The sequence below is a fragment of the Siminovitchia terrae genome (assembly GCF_003605405.2).
Taxonomy (GTDB): Bacteria; Bacillota; Bacilli; order Bacillales; family Bacillaceae_C; genus Siminovitchia; species Siminovitchia terrae.
The window spans coordinates 38,020-62,662 of record NZ_QYTW02000024.1 but is presented as its reverse complement, the minus strand read 5'-3'; the positions used below and the strand labels follow the sequence as shown (position 1 = coordinate 62,662).

The window sequence follows — 24,643 nt, the reverse complement described above, 5'->3', positions numbered from 1 at the left end:
ATGTTTTAGGTAAAGTGATGGTAAGAAGTGCATCTCTTAGAAAGATGCACTTCAAAAAATCTTAATTTGGGAACCAGCCGGCAGGCTGCACATCAAGATTAATATTGATTTGCTTGATTTCTTGGAAATCATCCAATCCGTATGTTCCAAGGCTGCGTCCGATTCCACTCTGTTTGTACCCGCCCCAAGGCGCTTCGTTATAGGTTGTACCGAATGAATTTACCCATGTAATTCCAGCGCGAACTTTTTTGATGACACGCATTGCTTTTGCTCCATCGCCTGAGAAAACACCGCCAGCAAGGCCAAAGTCCGTATCGTTCGCAAGCTTGATGGCTTCTTCTTCATCTTTAAAGCTTTGGATCGTAACAACCGGACCAAAAATTTCCTCCTGCACAATACGCATGTCGGAAGTGACGTTTACAAATACAGTCGGCGCAATGAAAAATCCTTTATCTAATCCATTTTCAGTTAGACGGTGGCCTCCGCATGCCAACTTGGCCCCTTCTTGTTTGCCAATTTCAATATATTTTAAAATAGTGTTCAATTGAGCCTCACTGTTAATCGCACCCATTTGCGAGCTTTCATCCAAGCCAGGTCCTGCTTTAATTTGTTTTGCCCGTTCGACAAATCTCTCTATGAATTTATCGTAAATGCTCTCTTCTACTAAAATACGGCTCCCTGCTGAACATACTTGTCCAGTTCCGTAGTAGATTCCCATTAAGGCGTAGTCTACCGCCGTCTCAAAGTCCGCATCCGCAAAAATAATATTTGGAGATTTTCCACCCAATTCAAGAGAAATCTTTTTCAGATTTCCTGCGGCTGCTTTCATGATTTCACGTCCAACTTCAGTGCTTCCAGTGAATGATACTAGATCGACGTCTTTGCTTTCTGCAATTGTCTGTCCTACAACTGACCCTCTGCCCATCACTAGATTCATTACACCTTTTGGCACGCCAACTTCTTCAATGATTTCAACCAATTTCATCGCAGTAATCGGAGTCGATTCTGCCGGCTTATAAACGATTGTGTTACCTGCCGCGAGCGCCGGTGCAATCTTCCAAACACTCATCAACATCGGGAAGTTCCATGGAACAATAAGTCCTGCCACCCCAACAGGTTCTTTTACGACCATTGCCTGTACATCTTCAGGCACTTGGTATGTTTCACCTTCAGGTGCCATGATCAACCCGGCATAATAACGGAAGCAACCTGCAGCATCAGCAATATCAAACTCTGCCTCTGTTTTTATTTTTCCATTATCCATTACTTCCAGCATTGCAAGCTCATCAAGGTTCTCTTCGATTTTATCTGCAATTTTATTTAAGTAAGCGGCTCGCTCGTAAGTTGTCATATTAGACCAGATACCGCTTTCAAAAGCTGTCTTCGCAACCAAAATTGCTTCTTCCGTCTCTTCTTTTGTTGCTCTTGGAGCCCTTGCAATAACCTCTTGATTTGCCGGGTTAATCACGACATTCACGTCATCTCCCATTGCTTGTCTCCATTCACCGCCAATATAATTTTTAAGCTCAATGATTGTTGAAGTAACTGCCATCCTTTTCTTCCTCCTTTATTTTTAAAAAAGGGATTGCCGTTGCCAAGTTCAATTTCCCCCTTTTTCGTTATCACCTTTATTATTTGCAATTACTATGCCAACCGGTCGGTTCAGTAAAAACCATTGATTTGTAAGCTATTTAAAAACAATGAACAAATAACCTTTAGTCAGAATCGGTTATTTTGAGTCATTTTTGACTGAAACTCGCTCCAAATCTTTTTATTGGGTAAAATCATCTTTATATAGACTGAAACGTGGTGTATATATGGTAAATATCAAATTATTTAATGATTATTTTCTCGCTTCACATATCGCTGTTCCTTTGCTAACCGTCAACAACCGAGACACTCATGATATTATCCGGATGTTTTTTGAAACATATAATTTTAATGTTGTCGGCTTTAAGGAAGAGGATAAAGTAATTGGCTATTTGAATCGTGAACTTTATGATTACAACTCAGAGGCCATTGAAGAAAATCTTATTAGCTTCACCACTGGTGACACAGTCGCTGCAAATACTCCATTAGTCGATATATTGGCTTTAATGGAAGGCAGAGAGCGTCTTTTCTTAATAACAGATTCAACAATCGACTTACTTATCACGAAGGCCGATTTACAAAAACCGCCTGTCCGAATGTTGCTCTTCGGTTTGGTAACCCTTTTAGAAAGTGAAATGGCAGATGTTATTCGAATGTACCATCCGTCAGATGAGTGGAAGGACCTATTAACAGAGGGGCGCGTAAAGAAAATAGATGCTCTTTATGAGAAACGCAAAGAAAAAAATATAGAAATAGATTTGATTGATTGCACGCAATTTGCGGATAAGAAAACGGTAGTTTTGGAGGATGCTTCCCTAAGGGAAAATTTATTTACTTCCTCCAAAAACTCAGCGGAGAAATGGATGCGGAAAGTGGAACTGCTACGAGATGATCTTGCACACGCCCAATCATTGTCCAATTGGTTTGAAACAGAAAATGCCGATTTGTTGGTCAGCGAAATTCAGACATTGATCCATAAATTAGAGCTACAAAAGTTCGAAAAAATTATTTCGAAATAACATTGACAATTCTTAGGTATAGGTATATTATCATTGATAACAATTTCATTTGAAAATCTCTTATTGAGAGCGGTGGAGGGACTGGCCCTGAGAAACCCGGCAACCATTCTTGTTTGTACTAAGCAGGAACAGGTGCTAAATCCTGCAAAATACTTTGTATTTTGAAAAATAAGAGAGTGCGTGAATACTTTCGTGTCTATCCATGCCTCTCTATGCGAGAGGCATTTTTTGATTCACAGAGATTTCCACTCGAAACACTGAAGGGAGGAGCATGGAAGCACGAAAGTTCATATTAATTGAATTCTAAATTGTTTTTGAACTGTAATAAATTTGATTAAAGAGATTAGTATACAATGAAAAGGGGAAGTCAAAATGAAAAAGTGGTTATTATCCAGTTTACTGATATTAGCAATCGCCGCCCTTGCAGCCTGTGGTGGAGGCAATAAAGAAGAAGCTAGCGGGAAAGACAAAAAAGCGGAAGGCCTACTCAGCGACGGAAAGCTGACAATAGGGGTAACAGCCGGTCCACATGAGCAAATCATGGAAAAGGTAAAAGAACTTGCAGCAGATAAAGAATTGGACATTGACATTAAAGTTTTCACTGACTATCCGATTGTCAACGAAGCTTTAGCACAAAAAGAATTAGATATGAACGTTTTCCAGCATGTTCCTTATCTAGACCAATTCAAAAAAGACCGCGATTTGGACCTTGTTGATGTTGGAAATGCTGTAAACTTCCCAATGGGAATCTATTCTTCAAAAGTGAAAGATGTCAAAGAGTTGAAAAAAGGTGCTAAAATCGGTTTGCCCAATGACCCAACAAACAGCGCACGTGCCCTTATCTTGTTCGAACAAGCAGGTTTGATTAAATTAAAAGATGGCGTCGGCGTCTCAGCAACTGTCAAAGATATCGAAGAAAACAATAATGACTACGAATTTATCGAACTTGAAGCAGCACAAATTCCACTTCAATTGGATGAGCTTGCTGCTGCTGCGATCAATACAAACTTTGCAATTGAAAAAGGATTCACACCATCTGAAGATTCCATTTTTATCGAGCCTAAAGATTCTCCATGGGTGAATGTTGTGGCCGTAAGAACAGAAGATAAAGATGATGAAGCGATCCAGAAGTTCCTAGACGTATACCAGTCTGATGAAATGAAAGAATTCATTGATGAAACGTTCAAAGGTTCAGTAATTCCAGGGTGGTAATTAGAAAAGCGGAAGCGCTCGTTTAGCGACGTACAAACTGGAGTGCCTCTGACGAGATAAAGGAAACACGCGTAACGAAGTGGAGCGATGTTGACTTATCGTAGGAAGAGACGCGAAGTTTGCTAGTCGCTGAGCGCTGGAGCTAGACATTTAGAAAAGCGGAAGCGCCTTGATCAGCTCCGACAAGCACAAGTCGATTCCCGAGGAGGCAGTACTTCAGCCACCACAGGGAAGCGACTTGTGACCTCGAGGAGCTAGGCGCTGAAGCTAGACATCAGAAATGTGAAAGCGCCTGTTTATCGACGGACAGACTGGAGTGCCTTCGACGAGATAAAGGAAACACGCGGAACGAAGGCCGCCTCAAGTCGCCACATCCTGTGGCTTCGGTGGCACTAGGACGTCCTTGTCCGTCGGAGCGATGTTGACTTATCGTAGGAGGAGACACGAAGTTTGCTAGTCGCTGAGCGCTGGAGCTAGACAGTTAGAAAAGCGGAAGCGGCTTAATCAGCGCAAGCAAACAAGTCGATTCCCGAGGAAGCAGTGCTACAGCACCACAGTTTGACTGATGAGCTCGTGGGGCTAGGCGTTTTAGCTAGACACAGAGCGACTCCTGACGTGATAATAGAGAAGGAAGCTTGATGGTCGCTGAAGCCTAGGGTTGGACAGTATCCTTTATACCTGCCTAAAAAATGACAGGTGGATGATGCTGCGTCATAGCAGCTCCGCCTTTTAATGAGGCTTTGGGATTACACTAGAATCAAGACTATCCATCAAATGATACATTTTTTCCGTTGATTTTAATGAAGGGAGCAAGACCAAAATGATTGAACTAGTGGGGATCTCAAAGACTTTTAACGGTAAACAGGGAGCTATTCATGCGTTGAGAGATGTATCCCTCTCCGTCAAAAAAGGTGAAATATATGGCGTAATCGGCTATAGCGGCGCTGGAAAAAGTACGCTGATCCGCTGTGTGAATCTGTTGGAAAAGCCTGATACAGGATCGGTTATTGTCAAAGATGTAGATTTGACAAAACTATCAACAAGTAATCTCCGCAAAGCACGCGGTGATATCGGGATGATTTTCCAAGGCTTTAACCTTTTAAAAACAGCTACAGTATATGATAACATCGCCCTGCCATTGAAGCTTACCGGCCTAAACAAAAAAGAAGTGGAAGAGCGCGTTGAGAAATACTTAAAAATCGTCGGCTTGGATGAAAAGCACAACGCCTACCCTGCAGAGTTGTCCGGAGGACAGAAGCAGAGGGTGGCCATTGCAAGAGCCCTCTCCCACGAACCCGAAATTCTTTTAAGTGATGAAGCGACAAGTGCCCTTGATCCGGATACAACAGAAGCCATTCTAGATTTGCTGCTAAAGATCAATAAAGAACTCGGAATCACTATTTTATTGATTACACATGAAATGAATGTCATCCAGCGAATTTGTGACCGTGTTGCAGTGATGGAAAACGGAGAAGTGATTGAAGAAGGAAAAACTAAAGATATTTTCACAGCTCCGAAACATGCAACGACAAAGAAATTTGTTAATAGCCTGTTTTCCCATAAGATTCCTGCTGATATTCTTACAAGCTTAAATCAAACTGGCCAGGTTGCCACTCTCTCCTTCTTTGGAGAATCATCTGGAGAGCCTGCTCTCGCCTTAGTAAGCAAAAAGTTCGACATTTATCCGAACATCTTATCAGGAAGCATTACCCAATTGAAAAACGAATCATTTGGACAACTTGTTGTCCACTTTAAAGGCGATCCCGCCGAAATTAAAAAGGCCATTCAGTTTTTGAAGAATGATCAAGTGAAAGTGGAAGGTGTGAAGATCAGTGACGCAGATACAAGAGTTTCTTGATAATTGGGGCGAAGATATATGGATAGCCATCCTTCAAACCTTCCAAATGACTGGAATCTCGCTTGGAATTGCGATTTTGATTGGCCTTCCTTTGGGAATCCTCCTTGTCTTGACCAGGCCTGGAAAAGCGCTAAGCAACAAGTTTGTCTTCGGACTCTTAAATATTATTATCAACATCATCAGGTCCGTCCCATTTATTATTTTATTATTTTTCATCCTTCCATTTACGAAATTTTTGGTTGGTACTTCAATCGGCGTAAAAGGGGTGATTGTTCCACTGGTCATCTACACAGCACCGTATATCGCGAGATTGATGGAAACTGCCCTGCTGGAGGTTGATCGGGGTGTAATCGAAGCATATGAAGCAATGGGAATCAAAACGAGACATATCATCTGGCATGTACTTGTAAGAGAGTCGCGCTCTTCTATAGTTCTTGGCTTAACAATTGCGACCATCTCCCTGATTGGTGCAACAGCAATGGCAGGTCTTGTCGGCGGAGGCGGACTTGGTGATCTGGCATACCGATACGGACACCTTCGCTATGAAGTCGATGTCATGTACGTAACAGTTATTCTTTTGATCATTCTTGTACAAGGATTGCAGTCTTTGGGCAACCGGTTGGCTGCCGCGATGAAAAAGGACTAAAAAAGGCGAAAGTACCTGTATTATGCCTATGGTTATTATGTTCCATTGAGGATAGATCATTATACTAAGAAAAGAGGAATTGAATCATGAAAAAGTGGGTATTATCCAGCTTATTTATTTTGCTAATTGCAGCCCTTGCCGCATGTGGCGGAAGCAAAAACGAATCTGAGGATAAAGGCGATAAAGCTGAAGGTCTCCTTAGCGACGGAAAACTTACTGTAGGTGTTACAGCCGGCGAACATGAGGAAATTATGGAGCAAGTAAAAGAACTTGCAGCTAAACAAGACTTGGAAATTGAAATTAAAACTTTCTCTGACTATCTAATCGTTAATGAAGCATTGTCTCAAGGAGATCTTGATCTAAACGTATTCCAACACGAACCTTATTTGAACGAGCAGAAGAAAGACCGTAACTATGATATCGTTCCGGTTGGAAACACAATTACTAGCCCAATGGGTATTTACTCCAACAAGGTAAAAGATTTAAGCGACCTTAAAAAAGGTGCAAAGCTAGGACTTCCAAACGATCCCTCAAACGGTGGACGTGCCCTTCTTTTATTTGAAAAAGCAGGTTTGATTAAACTTAAAGAAGACGTTGGAGTAGCACCAACTGTCAAAGATATCGTAGAGAACAAAAACGACTATAAGTTTGTAGAATTGGAAGCCGCACAAATTACGCACCAATTGGATGATTTGGATGCTGCTGCCATCAACTCCAACTACGTAATTGACAGTGGACTTGTTCCTACTGAAGATTCCATCTTTATCGAAGAAAAGGACTCTCCATGGGTTAACGTTGTCGCTGCTAGGGCAGAAAACAAAGACGATGAAGCAATTAAAAAATTCGTAGATATTTACCAAGCTGATGAAATCAAGAAGTTCATCGAAGACAAATACGAGGGATCTGTCATCCCTGGGTGGTAATTAGGAAAGCGGAAGCGCCTTGGTCAGACCCGACAAGCACAAGCCTATTCCCGAGGAGGCAGTACTTCAGCCACCACAGGGAATAGGCTTGTGACCTCGAGGGGCTAGGCGCTGAAGCTAGACATTAGGAAAGCGGAAGCGCCTGTTCTTCGACCGACATACAAAAAAGCATGGTCCATTCTACTATAGAATGCGCCATGCTTTTTCTTGTTTCAACTTAATCTCTTACGTTCTGCTCCTCAGGCCTTATATTCCCTATTCAGCATATAACCAAGATCATTTGAGATTTTCGTAGCCGCCTCTTTCGTTTTTACTTTCATAAGCTTCCTGTTGGAGCCTTGAAATCGCGACGCTGGGCCACTTACATTTAAAGCTGCAACTACATGATCTGTATGGTCATAAATCGGATAGGAGATGCCAAATGTCTCGGTATCCTGTTCGCCATAGCTTAGGGAATAACCCTGCCCTCTGATCGTTTCAATTTTCTCGTACAGATCTTCCTTATTCATGATTGTATTCTCAGCAACTTGGTGAAAGTTCATTTTGTTAATGATCTCTTCACGTTCTGAATTTGGCAAATAGGCCAGCAGCAGTTGCGGACCAGAGCCAAGATACAATGGCGATCTTCTTCCTACACGTGTATATAGTCGTACAGCCTGGTTACTTTCCACTTTTTCAATATAAACGGCCTCATCTCCATCCCGAATAACGAGATGGACGGTTTCGTTAATCTCGGACTGCAGCAATTGCATATGCGGAAGAGCGCTCTTCCTTAACTCTAATCCATCTGCAACAAGCCCTCCCAATTCTAAAAGCTTGATTCCCAATTGATACCGTACATCATGTATACTGTTCTTACTTTTCGTTAAAAAGCCCATATATTCTAATGACGAAAGCAAACGGTACACTGTGGGTTTCGGCATGCCAGACCTTTCTGCAAGTTCATTTAAAGTTAGTTCCAAGTCATTCTCAGAAAATAAATCCAGTAATGTTAAAGCCTTCACTACACTTTGATTCATGGAACCCCTCCTTCTGAAAACATTAAAAACGTTCTACAAAGTCAGTTTAATTATTATATCACGAAAAACATGCAAGGCAGTTTCACAGTGTTAATACAATATTAAGGACCACTCCGTATAAAAAAACACCAAGTGGACATTCTTTGTCCACTTGGTGCATCTTTGTTGTATGAAATTACTTATTGAGCTGTCTGTGTTTTTTGCATTGCATCACTTGCAGATAAGAGCTTTGGATCTGTAATGACTTCAATTAATGCCGGCTTCCCGCTGTCAACAGCTCTTCTAAACGCAGGAAGAAAGTCCTCATTGGTTCTAACTTGTTCTCCATGACAGCCAAAAAGCTTTGCCATGTCTGCAAAATTCGGATTTGTTAATCCTGTGGCCACAACCCTTTGCGGGAAGTGTTTTTCCTGGTGGGCACGTATTGTTCCGTACATATTGTTATTTACTACAATTGCTATGACAGGAATGTTATTACGGACAGCCGTTTCAAGTTCTTGCATCGTCATCATGAATCCGCCATCACCAGAGAATGAAATCACTCTTTTATCAGGACATGCCACTTTAGCTCCAATGGCACCCGGAAGGCCGTAGCCCATGGCACCAGAGGTTGGGCCGATATATCTATTTCCGTTGGTGAAACGGAAGTATTTAGAAATCCAGCCGAAAAAGTTTCCAGCATCACTTGTAATAATCGTGTTTTCCATCGTTTCTCCCAGCAATTCGGCTACGACTGCGTTCATTTCTGCATAACTCGCGTTCACAGTCAGTTTCGGAGGGGTAGAAGAAAGCAAATAAGCTTCGTGGCAATCTTTCACGATCTTTTCTCTCTTCTCATCTTCCACAGGCTTAATGAGATCCAGACACTTTTGCAAAAACCGTTTGGCATCGGAAATGACACCCAGCTTCGCAGGATATGCCTTACCAATCATACTTTGATCGATATCGACCTGGATAATTTCTGCCTGATCCCCAATCAACGTATAATCTTGGGTTGTCACTTGAGAGAACCGATTGCCAATAGACAGGACAACATCTGCATTTTTAATATAATTAAGAAGCTTTTTATCTGATCCAAACCCAAGCCAGCCAGCGTAGTTTACATGATCATTAGGGAATGCATCGAACCTGCGGAAAGCTGTGGCTACAGGTACATTCATCAACTCGGCAAAACGAGCAAGTTCTTTCGAGGATTTTGATGCAATAACGCCGCCGCCCGCAATAACGATCGGCTGCTTAGCTTCGTAAAGTTTCTCGAGCACTCTTTTTACAATCTCTTCGTTTGCCTCTGGAGCTTCATAATCATATACGGTCCCTTCTGCATATTCCATCGTATCTTCCAGCATGTCATGTGGGAGTGATACAACCACAGGACCCGGACGGCCAGAACGGGCTGTATAGAAAGCCCGATGGAGTATTTCAGGAATTCTTTCCACTGACTCAATTTCCACCGCCCATTTACAAAGATGACTGAAGTATTCGGAGAATTCTACCTCCTGGAATGCCTCCTTCCCTTTAAACGGGCGTTCTACTTGTCCAATTAACGCAACAAGAGGGGTAGAATCCTGCATTGCTGTATGAAGACCGATTGACAGGTTCGTTGCACCAGGACCTCTTGTCGCCATGCAAACCCCTACTTTTCCGGAAGCTTTTGCGTAGGCTTCCGCCATGAATGACGCTCCTCCCTCATGACGGGTCGATATGAGCTCAATTTCAGGATGCTTATAAAGCGCATCAATTACACCTAAATAACTCTCGCCGGGTACGCAAAATGCCTTTTGCACTCCTTCTTTTTTCATTACCTCAACAACTATTTGACCACCTGATAGCATTTATCTTCCACTCTTTTCTTCATAATATTAAGCATTATCGCCGAGAAATTTAACCCATCGGATATTATCTATTGTCAATCTTTGTTATAAAAGCTTCCATCCGATCGAGCCCTTTTTCCAAATGCTCCATCGAATACGCATAGGAGATTCTGACATACCCTTCTCCAAATTTGGAAAAGGCATTTCCTGGAACAACCCCTACCTTCCCCTCATCTATCATTTTGACTGCAAAGTCATAAGAGTTCATTTTTAAATGTTTAATAGATGGAAACATGTAAAAGGCACCTTCTGGATGAACTGTTTCAAGGCCCATATCCCTCAACCGCATATACGTATATTCTTTTCTTCTTTCATATTCATTCTTCATCTCAATCGCATCGTCTATTCCGTCAGTCAAGGCTTTTAGAGCCCCATATTGGCTGATCGTACTGGCGCAAACTGTATTAAAGTAGTGAACCTTTTCCATTTGTTCTGTTAAATATGAAGGCGCATATGTGAATCCAACTCTCCAGCCCGTCATCGCATGCGATTTAGACAGTCCATTAATCGCAATTGTCCTATCCCGCATATGCGGCAATGTCGCAAAGGAAACAAAATGATTGCCATATGTTAATTCACTATAAATTTCATCAGTAATGACAAAGATATCTTTATCTTCGATATAAGCGGCAATATCCTTTAATTCTTCTTCATTTAGCAATACGCCCGTCGGATTCGATGGATTTGTCAAAACAAGACATCTTGTTTTGTCTGTAATATGTTTTTCCAACAATTCCGGCGTAACCTTAAAATCATACGGGGAGGTATCCATAAAAACTGGCACAGCACCACTTAAAGTAACTAATGCTTCGTAGCCCGGATATACCGGGGCCGGCAGTAAAACCTCACTGCCCTCTTCCAATATCGTTCTAAAGCTGATATCCAGGGCTTCACTTGCTCCATTTGTGATAATAATTTCACTTTGAGGATCATAATCCAATCCATACTTAATCCTTCCATAATCGCTGGCGGCTTTCCTTAATTCCAGTATGCCTGCTTGGTTTGTATATGTCGTTTTATTATGATCGATGGCTTCCTTACCAGCTTCTTTAATATGCGCTGGCGTCAGAAAATCAGGCAACCCTACTGTAAGATTTATCACTTCTGGATAATCGGCCAGCATGTTAAAAAATTTCCTGAGCGTAGGTATCTCCACATTTTTCACTTTTTTACTTAATAAGAATTCCACTTAATGAACCCTCTTTCCCCTTTTAAATATAAATTCAGTTGGGCGGAACCAATCAATGCAATTTTATTTCATCAATAGTTTCATTATGATACGTCTTGAAAGGTAGCAGCATCTGCATTTTCACTTTTATTTTCAGTCTTATCAACAACGGCTGCTCCGACAAGGTCACCCGTTACATTACACATTGTAAAAACCATATCAGTTATCACATTTACACCGGCGGTCAGCCCTACAATTTCAATAGGAAGACCCGCTTGAGTGAAGACAATAGACATCCCGATCAATCCTGCCCCTGGAACACCTGCTGTTCCTACCGATGCCAATGTTCCTGTCAATATGATAGCTACAATCGCTCCCATGGTCAGATCATACCCAACGATTTCGGCGGCTAATACAACGCCGACACCAAAGTGAATGGCTGATCCATTCATATTAACGGTTGCACCAATCGGTAAAGTGAAGTTGGCTACCCTGTGGCTAATCCCTGCGTTTAATGCAGATTTAATCGTGATAGGCAGTGTTCCTAAACTGCTGCAGGTGACAAATGCAGTCATGATTGCTTCGCGTGTTTTTATGAAAAATTTCAAAACAGGGACTCTGAACAATAATAATAAGATCGGGAAGATAATAAACATTTGTATTGCTACTCCTAGATAGGAAGCGCCTACATATTTTGCAAGGGAACTAAGCGTTTCCATTCCTTGATTTCCTATGGAGTTAGCTGTGATACCAAGTACACCTATTGGGGCATATTGCAAAATACCATTTAAGATACGGAATGTAACCTCACTTCCAGCCTCCGTGAACTTTAACAGCATGTTTCCCCAATCTTTCATTTGTGACTCAGCTGAATTTCGCATAAATGAAATAGCAAAACCAGTAATGAGAGCCACAAACACGATGCTTAAAATATCGCCATTTGCCATGGATTCAAAAATATTGGAAGGAACGATTTGCAATAATACATCTATCATGGATGGGGCTTCAGGTACATCTAACGTCGCGTTTTCGGGCATTTTTAAGCCTTTTCCTGGATTGATCAGCTTCGCAATCGCAATTCCAATAAACACCGCGACAGCGGTTGATAATAGATAGTAAGGAAAAATCTTACCGCCAATCCTTCCCAATTCCTTTGGATTGGAGTGATTTACAGACACGATTAATGTAAACAAGATTAACGGAACAACAATCATTTTGAGCAACCTTAAGAAAAGATCACCCAAAGGTGATAATACACCTGCTGCGGGTCCAAAAATAAGCCCAATGATAATCCCTAATAAAAAACCAACAGTTATTTTTAATATAAATGACTTTTCATAATACCACTTCCATAGTCTTAACATAACTGTCCCCCAGATTCTTAAATTGTTGTAAAACGACGCTTTGGTTTAGCAGGGACAAGATAGAGAACCCAATCAATTCAAGCTCCATAGTTGCCCTCGTTGCTCATGCTTGCATGCGAAACATTATTGTTTCATTATTTGAAACGTCATTTCATTTAATTGCTTTAAAAATGACTTCAATACAAATTGAAGTAGACTTAACAGCTTTTTCTATAACGTAAACTAGATCAATAACATTCTTTGTTATCGTTTGCATTTCCAATGCCCAAGAATACTTTGCCACCGCTTACAAAATTAATAACTATTATTCTTTTTACCACCTCGGTCTTGTTTATGTATGCAATATAATTATATATGTTATTATATCGCTCTACTTTTGGTCAACAAGTTTGTTATAAAAGTTTTTTACACTCTTTATGAATTTAGATATCTTTATAGTAATTCTATCAACAAGAATAAGGGATGAAGTACAGTGAAAGCTACAGTTTCTGCGGGGGCAGCTTAGTTGGCAAATGGAAAAATACATTATTTCATCTTTCCACATTATTATATGCGCGCATTAATAATTTAACTATTTAAATTTTTCTAACACAAATAAATAAAACATGCTACTATGAGAATAACAGATAGAAAAGGAGGAAACTAAGTGCAAAATCTCAAAAATAAAGTGACCATGACAAACATACGCGATCAATTCCCTGCATTGAATCGGACATATCGAGGCAAACAAGTGGTTTATTTTGATGGACCCGGAGGCACACAAATGTGTCAGCCGGCGATCCAACGAATGATGGATTATATTGAAAACGGGATGGCAAATCGGGATGGCCTCTTTGCGACGAGTGAAGAGACGGAAGCCATTCTAGCTCTCGCAAGAGCGGAAGTTGCCGCCCTTATAAACGGATATGATGACGGCGTCTTTTTCGGAGCTAACATGACATCGCTCGCCTACGCGATTTCCAGGATGATTGCGCGGGACTGGAAAGCCGGAGAGGAAATTCTCGTCACAGAAATGGATCACTCAGCCAATGTTGACCCATGGGTTCAGATTGCCAAAGAAAAAGGTATGACTGTCCAAAGGATTCCGGTGGATGTCAATTCCCTTAAATTAGACGAAGCCTTCATTGAAACGATGATCCATCCCAAAACAAGAGCTGTGTTCCTTGGACTTGCATCCAACGGAGTCGGCACCATCAACAATGTCAAGCCATACATAGAAGCAGCCAAAACTGTAGGAGCACTCACAGTTATAGATGCAGTCCAGGCAGTCCCCCATATCGCAGTAGACCAAAAAAAACTGGCAGCAGACTTGGTATTGGGCTCAGGATATAAGGTTTTTGGCCCGCATATTGGATTCGCTTCCATGGACCCTGAGTTATTTTCCAACTATAAGCCGTATAAATTGATACCTGCACATGACGAAGCCCCTTCTTCCATGGAAACAGGTACACAGAATCACGAAGGGATTGCCGCCATGATCGGTGTAGTTGAATTTATTGAAAGCCTTGGAGAAGGAGAGTCAAAGAGACAAAGAATTGTAAATGCCTATGAGTTATTTGAACAGCATGAACAAAAAATGGCCTCATTTTTAAAAGAGGAACTCTCAAAAATCGAAGATATAGAACTGTTCACTCCTGCAAGCCATATCCTTTCGACACCTACAATTTCGTTTGTCATTGACGGAATTCTTTCAAGTAAAATCAGTAAGTATCTTGCAGATGAGCACTCCATTTTGGCTGCCAATGGAAACTTTTACGCCTACCAGCTTGCCAATAAATTGGATGTGATGAAATATGACGGCTGGCTTAGGGTTGGCCTATCTCCATATAACACACTGGAAGAATGTGAACGATTTATAGATGCTTTGAAAAAATGCATAAAAATTAATCTTTAAAGAAAAGCTCAAGGCGCGCAGCCTTAGGCAACAAGCACAAGACGAATTACAAGGAGGCATCTTTTCAGCCACCACAACAAAGAAGCGATGAAGCGAACACCGGAGCGTACTGTAGTGCGTTAGGATGTGAGCGACAGAGCTGACGAAGATTCGACGCTGCTTGTTGGCAAGTAATAACATCGTGACAAACATCACCGAATTGGCTTCATGCGGCTTTACACCCAGGGGAAACATGCGCTTCCTCGAATACGTTATGCTGCAAGAGCACAATCATCCTGAATTATCTTCCTTGCAGCTTGTGACCTCGAGCTGGTAGCGCTGAACACCTAAAACCGCCACATCCTGCGGTAACGGCGGCACTAGGAAGTCCTGTCCGTCGGCAGGCTCAAGCAGCGACGTCCTGTCGCTGCTTGAGCCTGCATTTTGTACTTCCTGTGCGTCGGAGCTAGACATTACACATGATTCTTGAATCGAAAACTTTGCCTATTTTATACTCTTTATCTTTTAAAAAAGTAACAGAAGCCGTTATGCAGCGGCTTCTGTTTTACTTTCACTTTCTTATTAAGCTGTAGACTGAAGCTCCAACAAGCTCCCCTGCCTCTTGCAGACGCTCTTTGCTGATATGTTCGATCGTGTCCTGCGGCGTGTGATAATACGGCTCCAGGTTCGCCGTTCCCGGCTCCCGCCTGATGAAGTTAATCGCCGGTATGCCTGCATCATGGAAGGATACATGGTCTGATGACCCGCGCTGATATAATATCAACTCAGATGGCGTGCCAATTCTTTTTGCTGTTGCCAAGGCCGTATCGCTCACAATGTTTGCTTTTCCGTCGACCGCGTTCATAAAGATCGCTGTGGCCTTATCCCAATCCGTTCCGACCATATCCATGTTAAAATTCGCAATGCTTCGATTAATCTCGTCTTGGCTCAATTGGCTGACGTAATACTCTGAGCCGACGAGTCCAATCTCTTCCGCACCAACAAAGACAAAGCGCAATTCCTTATCAATAGGATAGCTTTTCAGAATGCGTGCGAGTTCTAAGGCAACCGAAGTTCCTGAAGCGTTATCGTTCGCTCCCGGGGCAAATGGAACGCTGTCCATGTGAGCCGATACATGAACGATATCATGGTTCGAGCCTTTTTTAGGCGCCCTTGTCGCAATAATATTGTGTGATGTGGCACTTCCTAGCTTTTCAACTGTAAATGTTACTGTTTTCCCTTGCAAGGCAAAATCTTTCAGCAAAGAAAGCCCGCTTGCTTTTGATATTCCGCCTACTGGAATTGTTGTTTCCCCACCGATGGATGGATTTAAAGGAGCTGACTGATCACTATTATCATAAATAAGCACACCTGCCGCCCCAGCGGCCACTGCATTTGCGACTTTTTCTTGGAAGGTAAATTCCCCTCTGGAAATAAGAGCAATTTTACCAGCTGCTTCCGCTGTAAAATCTTCTGGACTTCCGAGCTTTGCATCATATAATTCTGCAATCAGCCCCTCTTTTGCCGTTGCGGCGGAACCTGCCGGTATATTGATGTCAATTTGCTTTCCGCCTGCTGTTAAATTGCCGATCATTTGATCAGGAATACTGAATTCCTGCGTTTCAACCTTGTATCCATACGATTTGAGCCGTTTCTTAATAAACTCTACTGCCTGCTTCTCCTGCTTCGTTCCGGTTACCCTTGGCCCGATGGTTTCAGAGAGATAGTGGATATCCTTATATATTCGTTCTGAGTCAACTCTTGCGATGACTTTTTGATCAAACGCCTTGGAGCTCGGATTCGCTTTTTCCGGCGCCGCCTGAACAAACGCCGTTTCTGTAGAAAAAAAATAAAAACTAGAGGTTAATAAAAGTACTGAGAGGAAAAGGGAAAATCTCTTTCTTCCTTTTTTCAAATCTATTACCTCCTTGATTATTTCGATTCACAAAACTATATTCTCTCTTTATATTTTCTTTCCTTTCTCGTACAAGTAAAATGAATCCTTTCACCTATTAACTTTTAAAAAAAGCATGACTTACCTCTCACTCGTTTCCTACAAAAGAGTTGGAAAAATAGTTTGACAAATTGGCCATTTAATAATAAATTAGTATTGTTAACCACAATAAATAAAAGTTAACAAACGGAGGGCCAATATGCTTCAAGAACAGCAAAAACTAAGAATAATGATTATAACCGCGCTATTTGCAGCCATTATCGGGATATTGGCTCAAGTCACCATCCCATTACCGCTCGTTCCAATTACAGGACAGACGCTGGCTATCGGATTAGCCGCAACAATTTTGGGATCAACTTATGGTACAATCTCTGTTCTTCTTTACATATTACTTGGTGCAGTCGGCATTCCTGTATTTGCAGGTTTTTCTGCAGGAGTTTCCGTCGTTGTTGGACCAACAGGAGGTTTCATCGTCGGGTTCATCCCGGCCGCTTTTGTCATCGGATGGTATTTGGAGAGAACATCCTTTAACTTTGTCAATGCCATGGCGGCCAACACAATAGGCATGCTGATTACATTGAGCTTCGGAGCGGCCTGGTTAAAGGTCGCTGCTGACTTGAGCTGGGGCGCAGCCCTTCTCGGAGGATTTGCTCCTCAATTCATCGTTGTAGGGTTGATTAAAGCGGCACTTGCTTCATGGATTGGGGTATTAGTAAGGAATCGGTTGGCTAGCGCCAATATTTTATTTACAGAAAAAAAGTCAGCATAAGCCGCTGACTTTTTTTCTGTTATTTAGATGTGCTTGTCTTTCCAAAGAATTTTAAGAGCTCTGTTAATGCTTGGCTAAATGTCTCTAGATGTTCCTCAACTCTACCAGGGAACTCTCTTTCTATAAATTCCAAAGTATCATTTTGCGTATGCCACACTCCGCCATGTTTAACCGTTTGGGTGTAGCCATCCATGTCCCCAGCTTCCCAGTTGGTTGCTTCAAAATAACCATACGGGATTCCAAGTCGCTTAAATGGCGCATGGTCACTCCAGTCTCCTGTCGTTCCAGCTGGATAATCCGGGTTTAACCCAGAGTTCGTTCCAATAGCGAGCTTTTTCTTTTCTGCAATTTTTAGCGCCTGATCCCTAATGAAGCCTTTATCTCCAGCGTTGCCATACACATACATATAATCACCAACAGCAAGGCTGTCCAAATTAATCATTCCAACCGTATTCTCAATCTCTTGAGCATTCATTTGGTTGGCATAGTAACTTGATCCTTTCAGCCCTGCTTCTTCTGCACCAAATGCAATAAATTTAATAGAGTAGGGCGTGTTGATTTTCTTCAATACCTCAGCCACTTCGAGCATTACACCAACACCGGATGCATTGTCGTCTGATCCCTTACCAACAGCAACAGAATCATAATGTGCTCCTACGATAATTTCCTTGCTGGATTTCCCTTTCTTATAAGCAATTACGTTAGAAGAATGGACTACTGCTCCCCTGCTGGTATATGAAAAGGGCTGCACAGTGGTAGTATAACCCATGCGCTTAAACTGGCTGTCAACATAATCTCTTGCCTCTGCCTCTTTCGCAGAGCCTGCTACACGCGCGCCAACAGTATATGTTAAATATTTTGTATGCTCGTACGCCATTTTTCCTGTCTTGTGAACGAGCGACGGATGATAGGTAATAGTGGAAGCAGCGACACTACCTGCGGAAGTGAACAACAACAGTAGAGCCATAACCATTGAAATGAAAATTCGATTTCTCAAATCATTCTCTCCTATCCCTAAATTAGTAGTTTTATACTATTAGAATCCTTAGAAAGCGTCAATCCGCCTTTAGATCCAGATCTACAGATATATAAATCCGATATAAAAAACAAAGGGATTCCCCCTTTGTTTTTTATAGATCCAAATCCTTGGTTACATGGTCAACTTTCTCTTTCAAACTGTCCGCTGTATCAAAAATTTCATTATGTTTTTCAGCTATAACCTCATTTGCATAATCTTTGATAGCAGCTGTCCGTTCATATAGAATATCCGAGATGGCAGTCTCCGTGTCAAAGTCAATCAAATCATTGCTCAACAATAAGGTCAAGACAGCATTCATACGATCAAGCTCCCTGTTGCGCGAAGTGATATGATCGTTCTCCAAGTCTCGGAGTTCATTGGACATTCCAACAGATGCCCAGTTTATGTTATTGATATTACCTGCCAACCAAAAGCGCCAGGTGGTTTTGCTCAGGCGCTCTTTCCAATTTTTCGTGATTTCTTCGTCCAGTTCCTGCTTATTCTTCACTGATGTATACTCTCCGCCACCTGCACTCGCCACTTCTTTTAACTGGCGATCAGCTTCGTTATCAACATCAAAACCGATAATATTAATTTGCAGGTCTGTCATTGATTTCTTGGCGTCCTTCGCTGCTTGGACAGGATCTCCATCGCAAGTCTCCACACCATCACTTACAACATATATAAGTGTTTTTGTCTGTTCACTACTTGTAGCTTTCAACTCTTTTTCTGCATGCTGTATGGCTGATGCAAGCGGCGTCCATCCACTTGCATTGAATTGCTCTAAGGCCTCAGTAAATTTCTTTTGATCAAAAGGCTGTAATGGGTATACCGTTTCAATATTTCCACATGACAGCTTTTTGTCCTGATCTGAACCAGTTCCTTTATGTCCAAAAACAGACAGGGATACATTGACATTGTCGCCCAAGCTCTCTGAGAATTGTTTGATACTTGATTTTGCTAAGGCCATTTTATTTCCACCCGGAACATCAGCATTCATGCTTCCGCTGGCATCAATCAATACAGCAACGTTAACTTCCTCAGCCTCTTCGTTAAGCTCTTCTTCACTGACATCTTGGAGAAGCCTTCCGTCAGGCAACTTAAGTTCGTTATACTTTACTTCAAAATCTTTAATCGGCTGTAGGGTCTCCTTTGCATCAGCACGAAGATTCACAATGATTGACTTCGCCCACTCCTCAGCGCCCCACTCTTTTGTATCCTTACTTTTTATTTCTTTCATGTATTCGGTGACGGCTTCATCGGCCGCTTTAGAATACTCATCATCGGTCAATTCTTTTTCGCCTATATGCTTTTGGAATAATTCCCCGGCCGGTTCTTCTTCGATTTCCTCACCAATTAAGCTATAGGATGGATCAGTTTTTTCTGTAGGTTCCTTAGCAGTTGTTTCAACAGTTTTTTCCTCTTTCTTGTGTTCACTCTTTTTCTCTGTCTGTTGACAGCCAGCTATTGTCATAGAGATTACAAATAGCACGATAAAAGCCTTTTTAGTCATCATTATTCACTTCCTTCTCCTGAATAGTATAATGATTTCTATATAATGTCGCATTGGACTTTTATCCCATCTGAAACAACTACCGTAAGCTGGTATACTTTTAAACGAGGTGATTGATATGACAGAAAAGAAATATGAAGAACTAATCCCGGCCAGGATTTTTATTGGCGGAGTAGACGCAATTGAAGAGCTCCTAGAAAATGAAAAGATCGACGTCATCTATGATTTACGAGCCAAGCTGAAAGATGGGCTTCCCAGTAAGTTGAGCATCCATCAGCCGATCGTGGATGAGGAAGAAAACCAAGTGGAATCTATTAAAGCAGCCATTAATGCAGTGATGGATTCTTATGAAAACGGAAAAAATGTTTATTTCCATTGCAATACCGGGCGCGGAAGAGCAGGAACCATCGCAACAGCAACATTACTTGAATTAGGCCTAGCCAGTACGGTCGATGAAGCGGAAGAAAAAGCGAAAGCTATCCGCCCAAATATTAATGTAAGGCCGCAATTTAAAGATGCGTTGAAACACATATACGAACAATAATACTCGTAAACACAGCACTAGTATTCTACCAAAGCAGCAATTCTGATGTCTGTGATTTCTATATCCTCTTCCTATAAGAAGTCTGATAAAGATTTCTTAGCTTACAGGTCTTGGAAAGTGATTTGATGACCCGTACATACCTTATATCAAATGCGCCTTGGCGTATTTGCGCCCAGATTTTATCGAGCTCCGCTCGATAAATTTCCTTTGAAAATCTGTGGCATCCGCCGGAGGCTTTGACTTTATTCAGCCAGGGTTTTAACCCCCACTGAATTGAATACCAATAGGCATTCATCTCACCACTTATAGAAGTGGGAGATTTCTGCTGAATGAAGTTAAAGGAATCTCTTAGTCTCAGGTATACTCTCGCGGCCTAATAAAAAGGCGATTATTGTATTTGAAATGTAAGCTCTTAATGATAAGGTAATCATATAAGAATTACAGAAAAAGAGTGATGTTAATGGATGAAAAAGATTGCTATTTATTAAAGTATATACATGAGGAAATGAATTTAGGGCGGGCGGCTTCAAGATTGTTTATTACACCGCCCGCTCTTACTTATCGAATTCAGCAATTAGAACAAAAATTTGGCGTTCCTCTCTTAAGAAAAAATGGTAAACAAATATACTTCACTCCTGAAGGTGAACACTTAGTTCAATATGCAAATAAAAAAATTACAGAATTACAATTACTTAAAGACTATCTTTTGGATATCAATGCAACCTTAAGAATCGGCGCTTCCACAATCTACGCAAGATATCGGCTTCCTGAAGTTCTGAAATATTTCTTAAATATGTACCCTCAAGTAAAAATACATCTAAATGCAGGATTAACAAAAGAGATCTTCCAACTGCTGGCTGCTGAGAAAATCCATCTTGGTATTGTGCGTGGTGAATTTAACTGGCCGGGATATAAATATCTTATTGAAACTGAGAATATTTGCATCATCTCCAAAGACAAAATTCATTTCGAGGATTTGCCGAAAGTCCCTCGGATTCACTATAAGTATCCTTCAAATTTTAACCGAAGAATCGAGTCATGGTGGTATGAAAATTTTGAAACACCGCCACTTATAAATACAGAAATCGATGATTATGAAACGGTCAAAGCTCTTGCTAAGGTCGGATATGGATACGCGATCATTCCTAGCATATTTCTTAATGATCAGGATGACTTTTATCAACAAAACATCATGTTTAAAGATGGTACTCCCATGACAATCAACACATGGCTCATGTGCAGTAATGAATCCAAAGAACTCGTTATCGTAAAAAAACTGATTGAATATTTTCAATCAGCTCCACCATTGTTATAAAACACGGTTTAGAATAGAGTGGGGTTAAGAGTATTTTCGCTGCTATTCTTTATATAGGTGACATGCTACATAGTGACCCTCGGCTATCTGATGCTTTTTAGGAGCACTTTGTTTACACTCCTCTTGCGCAAACGGACATCTAGTATGGAATTTGCAGCCGGCTGGCGGGTTCATCGGGGAAGGCAGCTCCCCCTTAAGCACAATTTCTTCTTTTTTCCTTTCAATATCTGGAGAGGGGACTGCTGAAAGAAGGGCCTTGGTATATGGATGCATTGGGTCGGCAAATAATTCTTCTGTTGACGCCTCTTCCACTAATTCTCCCAGGTACATCACGCCAATTCGATCAGCCATATATCGGACCACACTCATGTCATGGGAAATAAACAAATAGCCCAAAGACATATCCTTTTGTAATTTCTTCAGCAAATTAATGACTTGTGATTGAATAGATACGTCGAGCGCCGAAACAGGCTCATCCATTATTAACAATTTTGGATTCAGCACTAGCGCCCTGGCAAGTCCGATTCTCTGCCTTTGCCCACCTGAAAATTCATGCGGATACCGATAATAATGCTCTAATTGAAGACCCACTTTACTTAAAGTTTCCATCACGACATCAGAACGCTCGTCGGCGATGCCCTTTTTGTGGATAATTAGAGGCTCTTCTACAATTTTTCCAATTCTTTTCCTGGGATTAAGAGAGGAATAAGGGTCTTGAAATACCATTTGAATTTTCTTACGAATATCCAACATGTCCTTTTTAGATGCATTTAAAATGTCCTGTCCATTATACAGTACCTGCCCATCAGTCGGCTCTATTAATCTCAATAACGTTCGTCCAACTGTGCTTTTTCCACATCCCGATTCACCAACTAGACCGTATGTTTCACCCTCATAAATATCAAAGGTAACATTATTTACGGCTTTTACTGAGATTTGCTTCTTTCCAATATTAAAAAACCCTCGTTTCACAGGAAAATGTTTCTTTAAGTTTTTCACTTCCAACAGTTTATTCTTCTTATCCATATCCCTTTCTTTATACTCATTTTGCATTTTCAATTTCACGAGGAACCACCTCCTTCATCTCCTGGATTTCCTTATAACGCCAGCATTTCACTTTTTGTGAATCGGTTTCTGTGTATGTAGGAGGAGGAGCATCAAAACATTTTGTATTCGCATATAAACAGCGGTTTGCAAAGCGGCAACCTTTAGGAACCTGAGCTAACGACGGCACAGTCCCTTTAATGACATATAATTCCTCGGAGCGGTCACCGTCAATTTTCGGAATGGATTGGATTAAGCCTTGTGTATATGGGTGTAAAGGACGGGTAAACAATTCCTGAACACTTGCTTCTTCTACGATTTCTCCCAAATACATCACAATGACCCTTGAACATAGTTCTGCGACTACTCCAAGATCATGAGTAATAAAAATGATTCCCATATTCAGGTCCGCATTTAACTCTTTCATTAACTTCAGTATTTGGGATTGTATCGTAACATCCAGCGCAGTGGTTGGTTCATCAGCCAACAAAAGCGAAGGCTTACATGCGAGGGCAACTGCTATCATACCTCTTTGCCGCATACCACCTGAAAGCTGATGTGGATATTCATTGATTCTTGCCTCAGGATTAGGAATTCCAACCAATCTCAATAAATTTACAGATTCTTCTTTTGCAGCCTTTTTAGACACTTTTTGATGAATCATTATGGGCTCCGTGATTTGTCGGCCAATGGTTTGTACAGGATTTAATGAACTTAATGGATCTTGAAAAATCATGGAGACTTCATTGCCCCGGATCTGTTGCATCTCCCTTTTACTACAATTCAACAGGTTCTTCCCCTTATAGTTCACTTCCCCTTCATAGACGACTGACCTTTCGTCCAATAATCTTAGAATGGATTGTATCGTCACGCTTTTTCCACAACCTGATTCTCCAACTAAACCAACGATTTCTCCTTTACCAACTTCAAAAGTAATCCCATCAATAGCCGTTACCATGCCTCTCTCTGTATGAAAATGGGTTTTTAATTTGTCCAGCTTCAAAAGAGTATCAGTCATTCTTTTCTCCCCTATTAAGCTTTAATCTAAATGCCTTTTTGAATCTGATTTTTTTATAATGCGGGTCCATGATGTCCCTTATTCCATCACCTAAAAGATTTAATCCTATAACAGCCATGATAATCATAATCCCTGGAAACACTGTCATCCACCATGCATTAAATATGACAAGTTTCCCATCATACAAGATATTTCCCCAGCTTGGATTTGGTGTTGGAACGCCGGCTCCAAGAAAGCTTAATCCCGCCTCTGTTATAATCGTATCCGCAAAAATAAATGTTGCCTGAACAATAAGCGGAGATAATACATTTGGAGCAATATGCCTCCAAATAATACGTGTTGAGCTGGCACCTTGAGCCTTCATTGCCTCAATATACGTTTGTTCCTTGACCACTAGGGCAGCCGATCGGACAACCCGTGCTACATAAGGTGTAAATACAATGCTTAAGGCTAAAACAACGTTTTCTGTACGAGGACCCAAAGCCGCCATTAAGGCAATGGCGAATAAAATGCCTGGTATAGCTATCAAACCGTCACTGATTCTCATAAGGATATGATCCAGTGCCTTGTAATAGCTGGCATACAGCCCCATGATGACCCCAAGTACGGAAGTGATGAAAGCTACCAAAAAGCCTACTCCCATTGAGACACGCGCTCCATAGATAATCCTGGTCAATAAATCTCTGCCATAATTATCAGTGCCAAGCAGATAGGTGGAATTCGGGCCATTTAACCTCTTCTCCACGTCCATTTCAAATGGAGTATAGCTTGTAATAGAAGGGCCGACCAAACAAATAATGATTAAAAAACTTAAGATAATTAAACCTATCATCATGGAGTTATTTGAAAAAAAACGCCTTTTTAAAAGAGACCGTTGTTCACTGATCAACTTTTTCTTTGTTGCCGTTAGCATTTCCTTTGCTTC

General features: G+C 41.3%; 21 protein-coding genes and 1 riboswitch. Of the genes, 9 read left to right on the top strand and 12 right to left on the bottom strand.

Annotated elements, in window-relative coordinates:
- Positions 1-61: 61 nt before the first annotated feature.
- On the bottom strand, positions 62-1,534 hold the full coding sequence (locus D5F11_RS19345; RefSeq protein ID WP_120117870.1) for an aldehyde dehydrogenase family protein: 1,473 nt from the start codon (positions 1,532-1,534) through the stop codon (positions 62-64).
- Positions 1,535-1,817: 283 nt separating this feature from the next.
- Between D5F11_RS19345 and D5F11_RS19340 the strand changes: the two genes are divergently transcribed.
- The 5 genes from D5F11_RS19340 (at position 1,818) to D5F11_RS19320 (ending at position 7,248) form a co-directional block, all read left to right on the top strand.
- Positions 1,818-2,609: a hypothetical protein gene (locus D5F11_RS19340; RefSeq protein ID WP_120117847.1), complete on the top strand. Its 792-nt coding sequence runs from the start codon at positions 1,818-1,820 to the stop codon at positions 2,607-2,609.
- Positions 2,610-2,666: 57 nt separating this feature from the next.
- Positions 2,667-2,784: riboswitch (SAM riboswitch) on the top strand.
- A gap of 197 nt (positions 2,785-2,981) precedes the next feature.
- Entirely contained in the window at positions 2,982-3,821 is an 840-nt protein-coding gene (locus D5F11_RS19335; protein ID WP_120117846.1) for a MetQ/NlpA family ABC transporter substrate-binding protein, read from the top strand.
- 820 nt (positions 3,822-4,641) lie between these two features.
- Complete coding sequence (locus D5F11_RS19330) at positions 4,642-5,679, top strand: methionine ABC transporter ATP-binding protein (protein ID WP_120117845.1); 1,038 nt, start codon at positions 4,642-4,644, stop codon at positions 5,677-5,679.
- On the top strand, positions 5,654-6,325 hold the full coding sequence (locus tag D5F11_RS19325; RefSeq protein ID WP_120117844.1) for a methionine ABC transporter permease: 672 nt from the start codon (positions 5,654-5,656) through the stop codon (positions 6,323-6,325). Before D5F11_RS19330 ends, D5F11_RS19325 begins: the two co-directional genes overlap by 26 nt.
- An 86-nt stretch (positions 6,326-6,411) precedes the next feature.
- On the top strand, positions 6,412-7,248 hold the full coding sequence (locus D5F11_RS19320) for a MetQ/NlpA family ABC transporter substrate-binding protein (RefSeq protein ID WP_120117843.1): 837 nt from the start codon (positions 6,412-6,414) through the stop codon (positions 7,246-7,248).
- A 239-nt stretch (positions 7,249-7,487) separates the two neighbouring features.
- Here the strand turns inward: D5F11_RS19320 and D5F11_RS19315 are convergent, their stop codons facing one another.
- The 4 genes from D5F11_RS19315 to D5F11_RS19300 form a co-directional block, all read right to left on the bottom strand.
- Positions 7,488-8,267, bottom strand: coding sequence for an IclR family transcriptional regulator (locus D5F11_RS19315; RefSeq protein ID WP_120117842.1), 780 nt, complete (start codon positions 8,265-8,267; stop codon positions 7,488-7,490).
- 179 nt (positions 8,268-8,446) lie between these two features.
- Entirely contained in the window at positions 8,447-10,099 is a 1,653-nt protein-coding gene (locus D5F11_RS19310) for a thiamine pyrophosphate-dependent enzyme (RefSeq protein WP_120117841.1), read from the bottom strand.
- Between the two features lie 64 nt (positions 10,100-10,163).
- A complete protein-coding gene (locus D5F11_RS19305) occupies positions 10,164-11,327 on the bottom strand; it encodes an aminotransferase A (RefSeq protein ID WP_120117840.1) in 1,164 nt (387 codons plus the stop codon).
- 83 nt (positions 11,328-11,410) lie between these two features.
- Positions 11,411-12,670: a dicarboxylate/amino acid:cation symporter gene (locus D5F11_RS19300; RefSeq protein ID WP_185830794.1), complete on the bottom strand. Its 1,260-nt coding sequence runs from the start codon at positions 12,668-12,670 to the stop codon at positions 11,411-11,413.
- A 646-nt stretch (positions 12,671-13,316) separates the two neighbouring features.
- Between D5F11_RS19300 and D5F11_RS19295 the strand changes: the two genes are divergently transcribed.
- The gene (locus tag D5F11_RS19295) at positions 13,317-14,564 is read left to right on the top strand and encodes a cysteine desulfurase-like protein (protein ID WP_120117839.1); all 1,248 of its coding nucleotides are present in this window, start codon (positions 13,317-13,319) and stop codon (positions 14,562-14,564) included.
- Positions 14,565-15,114: 550 nt separating this feature from the next.
- Here D5F11_RS19295 and D5F11_RS19290 read toward each other — a convergent pair.
- Positions 15,115-16,458 carry a DUF4910 domain-containing protein gene (locus tag D5F11_RS19290; protein WP_120117837.1) on the bottom strand — a complete coding sequence of 448 codons (1,344 nt, stop codon included), beginning with the start codon at positions 16,456-16,458 and terminating at the stop codon, positions 15,115-15,117.
- A 238-nt stretch (positions 16,459-16,696) separates the two neighbouring features.
- Here D5F11_RS19290 and D5F11_RS19285 point away from each other — a divergent pair, with 238 nt between their 5' ends.
- Positions 16,697-17,266 (top strand): biotin transporter BioY, encoded by a 570-nt coding sequence (locus tag D5F11_RS19285; protein WP_120117836.1) that lies wholly within the window; start codon positions 16,697-16,699, stop codon positions 17,264-17,266.
- A gap of 19 nt (positions 17,267-17,285) precedes the next feature.
- Here the strand turns inward: D5F11_RS19285 and D5F11_RS19280 are convergent, their stop codons facing one another.
- Positions 17,286-18,263, bottom strand: coding sequence for a M20/M25/M40 family metallo-hydrolase (locus D5F11_RS19280; protein WP_120117835.1), 978 nt, complete (start codon positions 18,261-18,263; stop codon positions 17,286-17,288).
- Between the two features lie 133 nt (positions 18,264-18,396).
- On the bottom strand, positions 18,397-19,800 hold the full coding sequence (locus D5F11_RS19275) for a vWA domain-containing protein (protein ID WP_120117834.1): 1,404 nt from the start codon (positions 19,798-19,800) through the stop codon (positions 18,397-18,399).
- A 115-nt stretch (positions 19,801-19,915) separates the two neighbouring features.
- On the opposite strand from D5F11_RS19275, the gene D5F11_RS19270 reads away from it, so the two are divergent.
- On the top strand, positions 19,916-20,341 hold the full coding sequence (locus D5F11_RS19270; RefSeq protein WP_120117833.1) for a protein-tyrosine phosphatase family protein: 426 nt from the start codon (positions 19,916-19,918) through the stop codon (positions 20,339-20,341).
- A 58-nt stretch (positions 20,342-20,399) separates the two neighbouring features.
- Here the strand turns inward: D5F11_RS19270 and D5F11_RS19265 are convergent, their stop codons facing one another.
- Positions 20,400-20,636 carry a hypothetical protein gene (locus D5F11_RS19265; protein WP_126646633.1) on the bottom strand — a complete coding sequence of 79 codons (237 nt, stop codon included), beginning with the start codon at positions 20,634-20,636 and terminating at the stop codon, positions 20,400-20,402.
- Between the two features lie 165 nt (positions 20,637-20,801).
- Between D5F11_RS19265 and D5F11_RS19260 the strand changes: the two genes are divergently transcribed.
- Positions 20,802-21,656 (top strand): LysR family transcriptional regulator, encoded by an 855-nt coding sequence (locus D5F11_RS19260; RefSeq protein WP_120117832.1) that lies wholly within the window; start codon positions 20,802-20,804, stop codon positions 21,654-21,656.
- A gap of 42 nt (positions 21,657-21,698) precedes the next feature.
- Here D5F11_RS19260 and D5F11_RS19255 read toward each other — a convergent pair whose 3' ends face one another.
- Genes D5F11_RS19255 through D5F11_RS19245 form a run of 3 tightly spaced genes read right to left on the bottom strand, consistent with a single transcriptional unit; the run spans position 21,699 to position 24,631 of the window.
- Positions 21,699-22,709: an ABC transporter ATP-binding protein gene (locus D5F11_RS19255; RefSeq protein WP_120117867.1), complete on the bottom strand. Its 1,011-nt coding sequence runs from the start codon at positions 22,707-22,709 to the stop codon at positions 21,699-21,701.
- A complete protein-coding gene (locus tag D5F11_RS19250) occupies positions 22,699-23,718 on the bottom strand; it encodes an ABC transporter ATP-binding protein (RefSeq protein WP_120117831.1) in 1,020 nt (339 codons plus the stop codon). Before D5F11_RS19250 ends, D5F11_RS19255 begins: the two co-directional genes overlap by 11 nt.
- Positions 23,711-24,631 (bottom strand): ABC transporter permease, encoded by a 921-nt coding sequence (locus D5F11_RS19245; RefSeq protein ID WP_120117868.1) that lies wholly within the window; start codon positions 24,629-24,631, stop codon positions 23,711-23,713. The genes D5F11_RS19250 and D5F11_RS19245 overlap by 8 nt, the downstream gene beginning before the upstream one ends.
- Positions 24,632-24,643 lie beyond the last annotated feature (12 nt).

Bases quoted from the DNA above. Each gene is read 5' to 3' on its own strand.
- D5F11_RS19285 (WP_120117836.1), top strand. From the start codon at position 16,697: ATGCTTCAAGAACAGCAAAAACTAAGAATAATGATTATAACCGCGCTA.
- D5F11_RS19260 (WP_120117832.1), top strand. From the start codon at position 20,802: ATGGATGAAAAAGATTGCTATTTATTAAAGTATATACATGAGGAAATG.
- D5F11_RS19250 (WP_120117831.1), bottom strand. From the start codon at position 23,718: ATGACTGATACTCTTTTGAAGCTGGACAAATTAAAAACCCATTTTCAT.
- D5F11_RS19315 (WP_120117842.1), bottom strand. From the start codon at position 8,267: ATGAATCAAAGTGTAGTGAAGGCTTTAACATTACTGGATTTATTTTCT.
- D5F11_RS19335 (WP_120117846.1), top strand. From the start codon at position 2,982: ATGAAAAAGTGGTTATTATCCAGTTTACTGATATTAGCAATCGCCGCC.
- D5F11_RS19300 (WP_185830794.1), bottom strand. From the start codon at position 12,670: ATGTTAAGACTATGGAAGTGGTATTATGAAAAGTCATTTATATTAAAA.
- D5F11_RS19265 (WP_126646633.1), bottom strand. From the start codon at position 20,636: ATGAATGCCTATTGGTATTCAATTCAGTGGGGGTTAAAACCCTGGCTG.
- D5F11_RS19270 (WP_120117833.1), top strand. From the start codon at position 19,916: ATGACAGAAAAGAAATATGAAGAACTAATCCCGGCCAGGATTTTTATT.
- D5F11_RS19310 (WP_120117841.1), bottom strand. From the start codon at position 10,099: ATGCTATCAGGTGGTCAAATAGTTGTTGAGGTAATGAAAAAAGAAGGA.
- D5F11_RS19275 (WP_120117834.1), bottom strand. From the start codon at position 19,800: ATGATGACTAAAAAGGCTTTTATCGTGCTATTTGTAATCTCTATGACA.
- D5F11_RS19245 (WP_120117868.1), bottom strand. From the start codon at position 24,631: ATGCTAACGGCAACAAAGAAAAAGTTGATCAGTGAACAACGGTCTCTT.
- D5F11_RS19330 (WP_120117845.1), top strand. From the start codon at position 4,642: ATGATTGAACTAGTGGGGATCTCAAAGACTTTTAACGGTAAACAGGGA.
- D5F11_RS19255 (WP_120117867.1), bottom strand. From the start codon at position 22,709: ATGCAAAATGAGTATAAAGAAAGGGATATGGATAAGAAGAATAAACTG.
- D5F11_RS19340 (WP_120117847.1), top strand. From the start codon at position 1,818: ATGGTAAATATCAAATTATTTAATGATTATTTTCTCGCTTCACATATC.
- D5F11_RS19320 (WP_120117843.1), top strand. From the start codon at position 6,412: ATGAAAAAGTGGGTATTATCCAGCTTATTTATTTTGCTAATTGCAGCC.